This window comes from Streptomyces sp. NBC_01481, assembly GCF_026339995.1.
Lineage (GTDB): Bacteria > Actinomycetota > Actinomycetes > Streptomycetales > Streptomycetaceae > Streptomyces.
Map to the genome: position 1 here is coordinate 414,908 of NZ_JAPEPT010000003.1, position 12,570 is coordinate 427,477.

Consider the following 12,570-nt stretch of genomic DNA (forward strand, 5'->3'; position numbering starts at 1 on the left):
CCACCGTGGACCTTCTGGATGTCCGGACGGCGGCTTGCGCCTTGCCGAGTTTTCAACAAAGTGTTGACGTCGTGTTGCCGGAGGGCGTTAGCTACTCGCAGCCCGTCCAACGCACAGCGAAAAACAGCCACGGAGGCTCCCGTGACTTCAGGACCACACCCCTTGCCGGGGGCGGCCCCAGAACCCCCAGCGGGCCTCGCCCGGTTCAACGCCTCACAGGACAGCGCGGCCCTGGCCGCACTGCACGAGGTGTGCGCCAGTTCGGCATGGGGGAGCAAGCTGCTCGCCCAGCGTCCGTACGCCACCGCGGAGGCCCTCTTCGACGCCAGTGACGCCGCCATGGCCGAACTGACCGCCGAGGATCTGGCCGAGGCGATGGCGGGGCACCCGCCGATCGGCCGCCCGAAGCCCGGGGACCCGACGTCCTCCCGCGAGCAGAGCGGGATGTCCGGGGCCTCCGAGGAGCTCAAGGCTGAAATGCTGGAACTGAACCTGTCCTACCAGGACACGTTCGGGCACGTCTTTCTGATCTGCGCCACCGGCCGGACCGGTGAGCAGATGCGCGACGCGGTCCGTGAGCGGATCGGGAACTCGCCCGAGCAGGAGCGGGAAATCGTCCGCACCGAACTGGGCAAGATCAACCGTATCCGGCTGAGCCGTCTCGTAGAGGAAGAGAGCGCATGAGCACGGAAACCACCGCCTCGGTGTCCACGCACATCCTGGACACCAGCGTCGGACGCCCCGCCGAGGGCGTCGCCATCTCGCTCGCGGCCCGCAGCGGCTGGGACGCGGGGTGGGTGGCGCTCGGCGGATCCGCGACCGATGCGGACGGGCGCTGCAAGGACCTGCCGGCACTGCCGGAGGGCACCACCCACGTACGTCTCGACTTCGAGGTCGAGCAGTACTTCTCCAAGAAGCAAGCCGAGGCGCAGCAGGACGCCCCCCGCGTAAGGGACAGCGGTGCGTTCTTCCCCGAGGTGACGATCACTTTCGCCGTCACGCCGGGCGAGCACTACCACGTACCGCTGCTGCTCAACCCGTTCGGCTACTCCGTTTACCGAGGGAGCTAGCAGACATGCCCACGATTCTCGGCCAGAACCAGTACGGCAAAGCAGAGAACCGCGTCGTCAAGATCACGCGGGACGGCGAAACGCACCACATCAAGGACTTGAACGTCTCCGTCGCCCTCTCCGGCGACATGGACGACGTCCACTACTCCGGCTCCAACGCCAACGTCCTGCCGACCGACACCACCAAGAACACGGTGTACGCGTTCGCCAAGGAGTACGGCATCGAGTCGGCCGAGCAGTTCGGCATCCACCTGGCCCGGCACTTCGTGACCAGCCAGGAGCCGATCCACCAGGCGCGCATCCGCATCGAGGAGTACGCCTGGGAGCGCATCGAGACCTCGGACAGCAACTCCAAGTTCATCGGAGCCGACGAGGTCAAGCACTCCTTCGTCCGCAAGGGCCAGGAGACCCGCGTCACCCAGATCACCTTCGACGGTGAGAAGTGGCAGGTCATCTCCGGCCTGAAGGACCTCGTCGTGATGAACTCGACGAACTCCGAGTTCTGGGGCTACGTCAAGGACAAGTACACGACACTCCAGGAGGCGCACGACCGCATCCTCGCGACCCAGGTGTCCGCCAGGTGGCGCTACACCTGGTCCTCGGACGAGGAGCGCATGCCCAACTGGGAGAAGTCCTACGAGCAGGCCAGGAAGCACATGCTCCAGGCCTTCGCGGAGACGTACTCCCTCTCGCTCCAGCAGACCCTGTACCAAATGGGTTCGCGGATCATCAACAGCCGCAGCGAGATCGACGAGATCCGCTTCTCGCTGCCGAACAAGCACCACTTCCTGGTGGACCTCCAACCGTTCGGGCTCAAGAACGACAACGAGGTCTACTTCGCGGCGGACCGCCCCTACGGTCTGATCGAGGCCACAGTCCTGCGGGACGGCATCGAGCCGCAGATCCCCCTCGACATGACCAACCTGTAGTACACCGCCGTACCCCCGACGCGTGCGCCGGCGTCAGGCTCAGGGGGAGAGCGGGGGCATCTGCGCAACAACAGCACCGCGGATCCGGTCGTCACCCCGCTCGACCCCCGGGTCCGTTCCACCAATGGGAAGAACGAGGACCCGCCATGGCGGCTTCGCGCATCGTCATCGAGAACTGTGCCATCGCGACCGTGGACGCGAACGACACCGAGTACGCCTCGGGTTACGTCGTCGTCGCGGACAACCGGATCGAGTCCGTGGGAGCGGGCAAGGCCCCCGAAGGCCTGGAGAACGTGGTCCGCCGCATCGACGGCACCGGCCATCTCATCACCCCCGGCCTGATCAACACGCACCACCACTTCTACCAGTGGATCACCCGGGGTCTGGCCACCGACCACAACCTGTTCAACTGGCTGGTCGCGCTGTACCCGACCTGGGCGCGGATCGACGAGCCGATGGCGCGCGCGGCGGCCCAGGGCTCCCTCGCGATGATGGCCCGCGGCGGTGTCACCACCGCCATGGACCACCACTACGTCTATCCGCAGGGCTCCGGAGACCTGTCCGGCGCGATCATCGGCGCGGCGAGCGAGATGGGTGTCCGCTTCACCCTCGCCCGTGGCTCCATGGACCGCGGCACGTCGGACGGCGGACTGCCGCCGGACTTCGCCGTCGAGACCCTCGAAGGCGCGCTCGGCGCCACCGAGGAGACCATCGACAAGCACCACGACGCCTCCTTCGACGCGATGACGCAGATCGCCGTCGCGCCCTGCTCCCCCTTCTCCGTATCCACCGAACTGATGCGCCAGGGCGCCGAGCTGGCCCGCCGCAAGGGCGTACGGCTGCACACGCACGGCTCGGAGACCGTCGAGGAGGAGGAGTTCTGCAAGGAGCTCTTCGGGAAGGGCCCGACCGACTACTTCGAGTCGACCGGCTGGCTCGGCACGGACGTGTGGATGGCCCACTGCGTCCACATGAACGACTCGGACATCGCCGCCTTCGCCCGTACGGGCACGGGTGTCGCGCACTGCCCGTCCTCCAACGCACGCCTCGCCGCGGGCATCGCCCGCGTTCCCGACATGCTGAAGGCGGGCGTCCCGGTCGGCCTCGGCGTCGACGGCACCGCGTCCAACGAGTCGGGCGAACTCCACACCGAGCTGCGCAACGCGCTCCTCATCAACCGGCTCGGCCCCCACCGCGAGGCGGCGCTGAACGCCCGCCAGGCCCTGCGCCTCGGTACGTACGGCGGCGCCCAGGTCCTCGGCCGCGCCGACCAGATCGGCTCCATCGAGGCCGGCAAGCTCGCCGACCTGGTGCTGTGGAAGCTGGACACGCTCGCCCACTCCTCCATCGCCGACCCGGTCATCGCGCTCGTCTTCGGCGCGGCCGCCCCGGTGACGCTCTCCCTCGTCAACGGCAAGACCGTCGTCGAGGACAACCACCTGACCACGGTGGACGAGGACGCCATCGCCCGCTCCGCGCGGGACGAGGCACAGCGCCTCGCGCGCATCGCCGCGCAGGACTGACCACAAGAAGTCCGGTCGAGGGGGACGGCCCTCGACCGGAGGCCGTGGACCCGAGCGGGGTCCATGGCAGCCGTGACCGGGGGGTGCGGCACCGCGTATCGGTGCCGCAACCCCCGGGACGGTGACTCGTGTCTTCACACCCCGGAAGCACCGGGCTCACCGCTGCACCATTCGCACCACCTCCCTGCACCCGCGTCATCGCCAGACGCGATACCTACCGGAGGAATCACCCGTGGCCGCACAGCCCAGGTTTCCGAAAGATGCAGTCGCAGAAGCAGAAGAAGCAGTTGAAGAAGATGCAGTCGCAGCACCGGAGGGACAGCATCCGGTCGATGAGACCCTGCCCCCTCTGAAAATGTTCACCAGCGGACTGCAGCATGTGGCCGCGATGTACGCGGGCGTGGTGGCCCCGCCCATGATCGTTGGGCCCGCCGTGGGCCTCAGCGCCAAGGAGACCGCCTTCCTGATGGGGGCGAGCCTCTTCACCGCCGGTATAGCCACCCTCCTTCAGACCCTCGGCTTCTGGAAGGTCGGCGCCAGGCTCCCGTTCGTCAACGGAGTCTCCTTCGCCGGTGTGACGCCGATGATCGCCATCGGCAAGGACCGGGGAGCCGACGGCATCACCGTCATCTTCGGTGCCATCATCGTCGCCAGCCTGCTGGGCTTTGTCCTCACTCCGTACTTCTCGAAGCTCGTACGTTTCTTCCCGCCCGTCGTCACGGGCACCGTCATCACCCTGATCGGTCTCTCGCTGCTGCCGGTCGCCTTCCGCTGGTCCCAGGGCGGCAACTCCACAGCGTCCGACTACGGTTCGATGAAGAACATCGGGCTGGCCGCGCTCACCCTGGTCATCGTGCTCGCCCTGCGTAAATTCCTGCGCGGGTTCCTGCAGCAGATCGCCATCCTGCTCGGTCTTGTCGTCGGCACGGTCATCGCCGTCCCGATGGGGATGACCAGCCTCGACGCCATCAAGAACGCGGACGTTGTCGGCTTCCCGACGCCGTTCCACTTCGGTGCCCCCCAGTTCGAGATCGCCGCGATCGTCTCGATGTGCATCGTGATGCTGGTCTGCATGACCGAGTCCACGGCCGACATGCTCGCCCTCGGCAAGATCGTCGACCGGCCGGCGGACGAGCGGACCATCGAGGGCGGTCTGCGCGCCGACACCCTCGGCAGCGCGATCAGCCCCCTGTTCAACGGCTTCATGTGCAGCGCCTTCGCCCAGAACATCGGCCTGGTCGCGATGACCAAGGTCCGCAGCCGGTTCGTCGTCGCCGCGGGCGGCGGCATCCTGATCGTGCTGGGGTTGTGCCCGGTCGCCGCCTCCGTGATCGCGCTGGTCCCGCTGCCGGTCCTCGGCGGCGCGGGCATCGTGCTCTTCGGCTCGGTCGCCGCCAGCGGCATCCAGACGCTGGCCTCGGCGGCCCTGGAGAAGGGCGAGAACGCGCTGATCGTCGCGGCCTCCGTCGGCGTCGGGCTGATCCCGATCGCCGCGCCGGAGTTCTACCACGCCTTCCCCAAGGACGCGCTCGTCGTCCTCGACTCGGGAATCTCCACCGGGTGCATCGTGGCGATCGTCCTCAACCTCGCCTTCAACCACCTGGGGAGGAAGAGGAGTTCGCAGAGCTCGGCGACCACCCCGACCGGCCACGAGGCGGTCGCGGTCCACTGACGCGCACGGAGGGCCGGGTGTCCGCGCGGACACCCGGCCCTCCGGCTTTGCCATAGCACTCGACGCGTCAGTCGATGTGGAAGCTTTCGCCGTACACCTTCCAGTCGAGCGGCGTGTTGAGGTTGAAGTTGTTCTTCCTGACGAAGACGCGCTGGGCCGTGTCGACCCGGCTGGTGTCCTCGTGCGCCTCCTCCTGCTTCATCGCCCAGACCCGCGCGTCGAGGAAGGCATTCAGATACGACTTCTCGTCGCCGCCCTGAGCGGGCGGCTTGGCTTTGGCGAGGGCCTTCTTGCGGATACTGCTGAAGCTGGTGGAGTCGCCGCCGTCGCCGTGCATCACGATCGCGTCGTAGTAGATGAACTGGCCGAGGACGCCGATGCCGTCCTGCTTGCCGCGCTTGACCGCGGGGTTGAAGTAGACCCGGTCGCGCTCGTCGTTCTGGGCCTTCTTGAACTCCGAGTCCTGGGCCGCCTTCTTCCAGTCCTTGGTGAAGTCCGGGTCGAGCCCTTCGTGCGAGTCGCTGCCGTCGACCTCGCGCAGCGCGGGCAGGTACTTGGCCAGTACGTTCCCGGGCTTGCGGTCGGTGTAGAGCTCGACCAGGTCCAGCATGTCGCCGGTGCCGGAGCAGAAGCCGATGATTCCGGCGGTGTAACCGCGGCCGTCGTCGATGTCCTCGATGTACTTGTACTGGGCCTTCCAGTCCAGCGAGGAGTTCTCCGCGCTGGAGACGATCTGCATGGCGATCTCCTTCTTCGCCGGGTCGTCGAGGCCGATGGCGGCCGGGGCGGGGGCCGCTGACACCTCGGTGGAGTCGTCGGACGTGGCCGCGACGGCGGTGGCCGGCACTGCGAGAAGTGCCACGCCGAGGGCGATGCGGGGGAGGAACCTGAGCGGACGTGGGGCGCGTACGTGGGGGGTGAGCACCTTGCCTCCATAGGGAGTTCGTCGTTCCGGTGTTCTGTTAGGAAGCTTTCCTATCAGAGTGGGGAAGTGACGTACACCCCTTTCGCCGTACGGTGGTTGGGCGGAAACAAGGACCGGGAGCTCGGTCGAGGACGCCGCCGATGTCCTGCCGCGGGATGGTGATCGTCGCGACCGCCACCCACGGCGAGTCGCATCCCTACTCCGCGTCGATACGGCCGATGCGGTAGCTGTCGCCGTAGACCTTCCACTCCAGCGGCGTGTCGAGGTCGAAGTTGTTCTTGTCGACGAAAACGCGCTGGGCCGTCTCGATGCGGCTCGTGTCCGTGTGCGAGGGCTCGCGGCCGATCGCCTCGACGCGCGCGTCCAGGAAGGCATTCAGATACGCCTTCTCGTCGCCGCCGCTCGCGGGCGGCTTCGCGGTCCGCACGGCCTGCTCGCGCATGGTGCGGAAGCCGACCGACCCCTCGCTGTCGCCCGACCCGTGCATCACATAGGCGTCGAAGTAGATGAACTGCCCCAGCGCGCCCAGCCCGTCGAGCTCGGCCTGGCGCAGCGCGGGCGAGAAGTACAGCCTGTCCCGCTCGGCGTCCTGCGCGGCACGGAACGCCGGGTCCGAGACGGCGGCGCGCGCCCATGCGTCGGTGAAGTGCTGCCCGAGGCCCTTGTGGGAATCGCTGCCCTTGACCGAGCGCAGCGCGGGCAGGAACGGCGCCAGGACGTTGCTGGGGCGGGCCTTCGTATAGCGCTCGACGACGGCGAGCATGTCGCCGGTGCCGGAGCAGAAGCCGATGATTCCGGCGGTGTAGCCGCGGCCGTCGTCGATGTCCTCGATGTACTTGTACTGGGCCTTCCAGTCCAGCGAGGAGTTCTCCGCGCTGGACACCAGCTGCATCGCGATGTCCTTCTTCGCGGGGTCGTCCAGGCCGACGGGCGCGGCGGGTTCGTGGTCCCCGGAGCCCGCACAGGCGGCGAGCGTCAACAGCGACATCAGCAGCAGCGCGAGCAGCGCCCTGGCCATGGACTTCACGGCACAACCCCTTCCTGGGGTCAGCGCCCCGGCCACGCCATGAGGTTACTGAACAGCTCCGCCTGCTCGATCGCGTCGTCCAGCGCGTGATGGGTGTGTCGCCGCCGGGAGAGCAGCTCGCGCGGCATCGTGCCCTTGGCGACGGCACGCAGCGGGAGGTGCGCCTTGGTCGCGTACAGGGTCTTCATGTCCAGGCATCCGGAGTGCCCGAAGGGGCTCGCCCCGGTGAAGCGGATCAGATACCAGTACAGAAAGGTCCAGTCGTACGAGGCCGGATAGCCGCACATCACCGGCTGGGCGCCCGCGCTCACCTCACGCACCCAGTCGCCGAACTCGGCCAGCGCGGCGGCCGGTTCACTGCCCTCGGCGATCAGCCGGTCCCTGTCGAGCCCGCTGACGGCCAGGGCCTCGGGCACGAAGTCCTCGCTGATGGGGCGCAGTTCACGGTAGAAGGTGTACGCCTCGGGGTCCTGAGGTACGTAACCTTCGGCATCCTGGCGACCGGCCACCGCCGCGCCGAAGCTGATCATCGAGTAGGGGCCGGGGATCGGGCCATCTGCTTCGATGTCGACGGAGATGTAAAGGCTGGGTTTCACACGACGTGCCATACCGGGAGCATCGCATCGGCGCTGCTCCCGGCACATCGGGTTTTCCCGCGAGCCGCCCGGCCCCGGTCGCGCTCCGGCCCAGGGCAGGCGTCGGCCGTACGCCCGGTCAGTCGCCCGGCCGCCAGCCGGGCCGTCGGCCGCTGAAGCCGATGACTTGGTCCAGTAGCGGCGCGTCATCGGGCACGGCGACGACCGGGCCGAACATCCCGTCCCGGCTCGGGTCGTCCCCCGCCGGCCGCATCAGCTCGTACGAGACCTGAAGGCTCGCATCGGACGGCTGGTACTCCTGTCCGGTGGCGCGGGCCAAGTCCCAGCCGTGGACGACGAGTTCGTTGATGGCGACGCGTCCGGCGACGGCCGCCGGCATGGCGACGCCGCCCGCCCGGGTCGCTCCGTCCCATGCGCCCGGCCGGTCCCAGGCCTCCGCCAGCTCGTCCAGTCGCCGGGGGAGCACCGTGCGCCAGTCGTCGCGGAGCACCGGCAGGACGGAGCCCGGGTCGGTGTCGGTCGTGGGCCCGAGGTCCTTCCGAGCGGCGTCCCGAAAGGCGGTGGACAGGCCGACGAGATGGCCGAGCAGCTCCCGTACGGCGTACTTGGGACAGGGCGTCTGATCCCCGAGCCGCTCGTCGCCTATGCCGTCGATCAGCTGCGCCACGGCGTGGGCGGCGGGGCGGAGGTCGGGGAATGCGGTCTGTGCAGTGGTGTCCATACAGAGGCAGACCGCACCGCCCGCCAAAACTCATCGCCGACCGGACCTCCCCGACTGGGAGCCCGGCTTGCGGGCCATGAGGAAGGCCTGCGGAGTGGGCTCGTGCGCGTCGGGCTCGCGGACCAGCCTGACAGTCTCCACCAGCCCGGCCCTGCCGAGCTCCTCGGCGACGCGGTCGGGCGGCAGGCTGCCCGTGTCGGCCGTCAGCCGCCCTGGCTGGGCCCGATCACCAGCTCGCGCACTTGCTCCCCGTGGCCCGGCTCGCGGGACCCCTTGTCCTCCACCGTGAAGTGCTCCTGGAGGCCCGAAACGAGCCGCTCGACGTCCTTCGGGTGACCGTAGACGAGCGCGTGGACGGCTTCGGAGAGCAGAACCGCTTCGTGGAGGGGGCGCTGCCTGCCTACGTCGAAGGGCAAGGCGGACACCACCGGTCCACCGCCGTCCGAGACGATCCGACCCGCCCCGGGCGGCGCAAGGGCAAGCTCGAAGATCGCGCTCAGCGTCTCGTAGACGAGGCCACCTGCCCGCGTGGGGTCGATGTGCACGCGGACGGTTCCGGGTGCGTGGTGGCGCGCGGACTTTCTTTCCTTCGGTCGCAGCCGCATGCCTCAAGCATCTGACCAGCGGCATTCATCCGCCATCCGGGGCGGTCACGACTTCCGGGGCGTGACATCGAGCTCGGGGACGTGGCCGTGCTGCACGGCGTTCGCGGTCAGCTCGGCGGCGATCAGCGTGACGGTCTCGTTCGCGGCCGTGGTGTACGAGGGCCCCACTCGTGGAGATGGTGCGAGACGAGGCGCCGTGCGAGCCGTGCGCCGCGTACGGGCTGCGCGCTGCGCCACGCAGCCTCGGCGCTTGACCTTGTAGTTGCTGTAAGGGCGAACATGGCGCCATGTTGTCCATCAGCGAATTCAGTGAAATGTGCAACCTGTCGCCGCAGACGCTGCGGTTCTACCACTCCGAGGGTTTGCTCGTCCCGGCCGACGTCAACGAGCAGACCGGCTACCGCTCGTACACGTTTGAGCAGGTCGAACAGGCCATGCTGATCACCGTCCTGCGCGGCACGGGGATGAGCGTCAAGCTCGTCCGGCGTGCTCTCGACGAGCCGGACGCGGCACCCGCCCTGTTGCAGCAGCACAGTACGGACGTGCAGCTCCAGCGGCAGGCCCAGGACGAGGCGATCAGCGAAGCTCAGGAGCTCTTCAGGTTGTGGCCGCAGGCCCGCCTGCGCCACGCACCCGAGACGACCGTGGTGTCGAAGCTGGTACCCGGCCCGACGGCTGGGCCTCACCCGTTCGACTGGGACGCAGCCGATGCCGCCGCCACCGCGACCGTTCACGAGGTGGTCAAGACCGTGGTGTCGTGCGGAGCCGTCGTGTCGGGGCCCCCTTGGCGAGCCTTGGCAGCCGAGACCCCGGAGCAGAAGAGGCAGATTCTCACCGGCGAAGGGCCGTGCTGGCTGGTGAAGGTCCCCGTCACGGCGGACGAGAAAGCGGTCGCCGCTCTGCCCGGCGACATCGAGGTGCAGATCTTCGAGGCTCGGGACGAACTGTCGATATTCATCCCGGGCAAGAGCTCGATGGCCAAGTACGGCACCGCGCTCTCGCGCCTGGTCACGCATCCCCTCGAGGCCGCCTACGTCGACATCTCCCGTATGCGCCATCTGCTGCACGACGAAGGCGTGGAAACCACCGCGGCAATCTGCGAGCTCGACGGGACCAACGCTGACGGATGACCTGACGAGCTGCGGCCCCTGCGTACCGAGCAGCATCGGGAGACTGGGCGCCCGTACACAGACCGGAGCAGGGTCAGCTGGAAGCCCGGGCACGGGAGCCTTCGTCGGCTTCGCGGCAGAGCGTACGCAACCGGAACGGGTATGAACCGTCCAGCGACCCCGCAGGGACCCGCGCCGTTTCCTACGCTGGGAGATGTGACCACTAGCCTCACCCCCGACGCAGGCCTTGATCTCTTCCTCCAGGAGGCCACCGGCTTCGGCAGCCCTTCCTCCGCCCGGATCGCCGACGCCGTGCTGACCCTGCTCGTACTCAGAGGCGCGGATCGCCGGTCCGGCCTGCCGGAGCCGACCCCCGAGCTGGTCCGGCAGGTGCTCCACCAGGATGTGCCCGTCCTGGTCTGCGTGACCGAGTCCGAGTTGCCCGTTGCCCCCGCCGTCCTGCGCGCGCTCGCCGACCTCGTACGGGCCAGGGGCCGGCTGAACACGAAGCGTCACGCCCGGTTGCTGGCCGCGATCGACGAGGCCGTGCCGGAATCCCGGCGGGCGATGGCCGATCCGGGCAATCTGACCTGGCCGCGCTGGTACGCGTCGCTGATGCGGGCCGACGGAACACCCGTCGACGACCCCGAGGCGGTGCTCCGCCGGCTCGACGCGCACGAACGCACTCCACGGGCCGACCGTCCCGCCCTGCCCGCCGGGGTGGAGCGGGCGGATGTCACCGGACGAACCGTCGTCACACAGATCCTCCTGGCCGAGGCCCTGCTGCGGGCCTTCGCCCGCGATCTTGAGCAGCCCTCGCCCGCCGGGCCCCTGCTGCCCGGTCTGCCCCTGGAGGCGGTGGACGTGGATCCGGAGGAAGGGCTTCCGGGCGAAATGCGCCGTATCGCGGGCACGCTGATGGATCGTTGGACGGCCGCCGGACTGTCCGACGCCTTCTCGGGGCCGTACGCGCATCTCGCCCCCGGCCCCGAGGACTCGCCCCACCTCGTCCTTGCCGACGCGCTGCTCGATCAGCACCTCAGTTACTACGGCGACTCCGGTCTCCCGGTCCCGCCGCCGCCCGCACTGCCCGCGCCGCTGGAAGTGCGCGGCCTGCTCCAAGAAGCCCCGCTGCCCGCCCTCCTCTCGGCGGCAGCCGACGGGCCGGATCTCGTGGACGAGGAGGTGCGTCACCTCGCGGTCGCCTGTGGCCTGCTCCAGCAGGACGGCCTGCTGACGACACCGGGCCCGGCCGCCGGGATCTGGGCCGATGGCACCCCGCAGGAACTCACCGAACTCGCGGCGGACATCCTCGCCACGGCCGTCGGGCGTCTCACGGAGGATCCAACCCTGGACCGGGAGTACGCCGACGACGCGGCGCACCTGCTGTACGCCCTGTACGAGCGCGGCTGCACCGCCGAATCCGTGGCGCGCAAGGCCGCCGAGTACAACGACTGGCTGATCGACCCGGCCGTGGAGAACAGGGCTGTGCCGGTCCCGGACAGCGCCCCGGCCGAGTACGCGACCCCGGCTGCGCAGGAGCTGTCCGACCTGCTCGGCCTCCCGGCCCTGGATGACGAGGACCGGACGGAGCTCGACGCTCCCGCCCGAGCGCTCGCCGCCGTCGTCGACCGGCTCTCCGCCACCGGCGCGGTCTTCCGGACCGGTGACGCGTTCGGTCTGACCCCCCTCGGTGCCGCCGCGGTCCGCCACACGCTCAAGGCCGGTGCGGTCGCCGCGCCCGACCGGGACACGGTCACCGGCTGGGAGCCGGCCACCCTCGTCGAAGCGGCCCGGCTCTGGCCCCGGGACGCCACCACCCGGGCCTTCACCGACTGGCTGACCGCCCGCGAGAACGCCGCCGAGGCATGGGACGAAATCCTCGGCGCCCTCGCCGCCACCAAGCCAGGCACCGACGAGGCGGGCCTCACCCGCGCCCTGTTCACCTCCCTGGACACCTCAACCGCACCGCCGGCGGCCCTGCGCGGACAGCTCGCCGACCCCGCGCTCGGCGCGTATGCCCTCCAGGCGCTGCGCGCCCGCGGAGAGCAGGCGGATGAACGGCAGGTCCCTGTGAGCGCGCGGGCGGCCCTCGTCCTGGACGACCTGAACGCGGGCCACCACGAGGACCGCCTGGCTGAACCCGGGCTCGCCCCGAGTTCCCTGGTGACCGCGTTCGACGCGGTCGGCACCACGTGGCCGGGTGGCCCCGGGGCCCTGATCGCCGCGCTCGCCGACGCCGATGCCAACCGTGCGCATCACGTGCTGGCCGACCTCGGTGACCGTCATTCGGACCCCGGTATCGCGGCTGTCGCCCGTCGCACCGCCGCGGCGACCGACCCGCTGAGGACGCGGTCGAAGAAGACCCGCAGACGCTGATCCGCCCGGAGACC

Annotated in this window: 12 protein-coding genes and 1 pseudogene; 7 read left to right on the forward strand and 6 right to left on the reverse strand. The window is 69.3% G+C overall.

What is annotated here, in order from left to right; genetic code table 11:
• The first annotated feature begins 141 nt into the window (after positions 1-141).
• The 5 genes from uraD to OOK40_RS18395 all read left to right on the forward strand — a co-directional run bounded on the left by uraD (position 142) and on the right by OOK40_RS18395 (position 5,194).
• On the forward strand, positions 142-684 hold the full coding sequence (gene uraD, locus OOK40_RS18375) for a 2-oxo-4-hydroxy-4-carboxy-5-ureidoimidazoline decarboxylase (RefSeq protein ID WP_266482705.1): 543 nt from the start codon (positions 142-144) through the stop codon (positions 682-684).
• Entirely contained in the window at positions 681-1,070 is a 390-nt protein-coding gene (uraH, locus tag OOK40_RS18380; RefSeq protein ID WP_266482707.1) for a hydroxyisourate hydrolase, read from the forward strand. The genes uraD and uraH overlap by 4 nt, the downstream gene beginning before the upstream one ends.
• 5 nt (positions 1,071-1,075) lie before the next feature.
• A complete protein-coding gene (gene pucL / locus OOK40_RS18385; RefSeq protein WP_266482710.1) occupies positions 1,076-1,999 on the forward strand; it encodes a factor-independent urate hydroxylase in 924 nt (307 codons plus the stop codon).
• Positions 2,000-2,145: 146 nt separating this feature from the next.
• Positions 2,146-3,522 carry an 8-oxoguanine deaminase gene (locus OOK40_RS18390; protein WP_266482713.1) on the forward strand — a complete coding sequence of 459 codons (1,377 nt, stop codon included), beginning with the start codon at positions 2,146-2,148 and terminating at the stop codon, positions 3,520-3,522.
• A 232-nt stretch (positions 3,523-3,754) separates the two neighbouring features.
• Positions 3,755-5,194: a nucleobase:cation symporter-2 family protein gene (locus OOK40_RS18395; protein WP_266482715.1), complete on the forward strand. Its 1,440-nt coding sequence runs from the start codon at positions 3,755-3,757 to the stop codon at positions 5,192-5,194.
• A gap of 67 nt (positions 5,195-5,261) precedes the next feature.
• On the opposite strand, the gene OOK40_RS18400 is transcribed toward OOK40_RS18395, so the two are convergent.
• The 6 genes and pseudogenes from OOK40_RS18400 to OOK40_RS18425 form a co-directional block, all read right to left on the reverse strand.
• Positions 5,262-6,119, reverse strand: coding sequence for a chitosanase (locus tag OOK40_RS18400; protein WP_266482717.1), 858 nt, complete (start codon positions 6,117-6,119; stop codon positions 5,262-5,264).
• Between the two features lie 196 nt (positions 6,120-6,315).
• Entirely contained in the window at positions 6,316-7,137 is an 822-nt protein-coding gene (locus tag OOK40_RS18405; protein ID WP_266484411.1) for a chitosanase, read from the reverse strand.
• Positions 7,138-7,166: 29 nt separating this feature from the next.
• The gene (locus tag OOK40_RS18410) at positions 7,167-7,754 is read right to left on the reverse strand and encodes a 3'-5' exoribonuclease (RefSeq protein ID WP_266482719.1); all 588 of its coding nucleotides are present in this window, start codon (positions 7,752-7,754) and stop codon (positions 7,167-7,169) included.
• Positions 7,755-7,860: 106 nt separating this feature from the next.
• On the reverse strand, positions 7,861-8,463 hold the full coding sequence (locus OOK40_RS18415) for a TIGR03086 family metal-binding protein (protein WP_266482722.1): 603 nt from the start codon (positions 8,461-8,463) through the stop codon (positions 7,861-7,863).
• 203 nt (positions 8,464-8,666) lie between these two features.
• Positions 8,667-9,068, reverse strand: coding sequence for a hypothetical protein (locus OOK40_RS18420; RefSeq protein WP_266482726.1), 402 nt, complete (start codon positions 9,066-9,068; stop codon positions 8,667-8,669).
• 75 nt (positions 9,069-9,143) lie between these two features.
• Positions 9,144-9,349, reverse strand: a pseudogene (locus tag OOK40_RS18425) (ATP-binding protein); the annotation flags it as partial.
• A gap of 6 nt (positions 9,350-9,355) precedes the next feature.
• On the opposite strand from OOK40_RS18425, the gene OOK40_RS18430 reads away from it, so the two are divergent.
• Positions 9,356-10,198, forward strand: a complete 843-nt coding sequence (locus OOK40_RS18430) for a MerR family transcriptional regulator (RefSeq protein WP_266482729.1) — start codon at positions 9,356-9,358, stop codon at positions 10,196-10,198.
• 195 nt (positions 10,199-10,393) lie between these two features.
• Entirely contained in the window at positions 10,394-12,556 is a 2,163-nt protein-coding gene (locus OOK40_RS18435) for a hypothetical protein (protein ID WP_266482731.1), read from the forward strand.
• Positions 12,557-12,570 lie beyond the last annotated feature (14 nt).

Excerpts from the sequence above, each read along its gene's own strand:
- uraH (WP_266482707.1), top strand. The coding sequence starts at position 681 with ATGAGCACGGAAACCACCGCCTCGGTGTCCACGCACATCCTGGACACC.
- pucL (WP_266482710.1), top strand. The coding sequence starts at position 1,076 with ATGCCCACGATTCTCGGCCAGAACCAGTACGGCAAAGCAGAGAACCGC.
- OOK40_RS18390 (WP_266482713.1), top strand. The coding sequence starts at position 2,146 with ATGGCGGCTTCGCGCATCGTCATCGAGAACTGTGCCATCGCGACCGTG.
- OOK40_RS18405 (WP_266484411.1), bottom strand. The coding sequence starts at position 7,137 with ATGGCCAGGGCGCTGCTCGCGCTGCTGCTGATGTCGCTGTTGACGCTC.
- OOK40_RS18410 (WP_266482719.1), bottom strand. The coding sequence starts at position 7,754 with ATGGCACGTCGTGTGAAACCCAGCCTTTACATCTCCGTCGACATCGAA.
- OOK40_RS18415 (WP_266482722.1), bottom strand. The coding sequence starts at position 8,463 with ATGGACACCACTGCACAGACCGCATTCCCCGACCTCCGCCCCGCCGCC.
- OOK40_RS18420 (WP_266482726.1), bottom strand. The coding sequence starts at position 9,068 with ATGCGGCTGCGACCGAAGGAAAGAAAGTCCGCGCGCCACCACGCACCC.
- OOK40_RS18430 (WP_266482729.1), top strand. The coding sequence starts at position 9,356 with ATGTTGTCCATCAGCGAATTCAGTGAAATGTGCAACCTGTCGCCGCAG.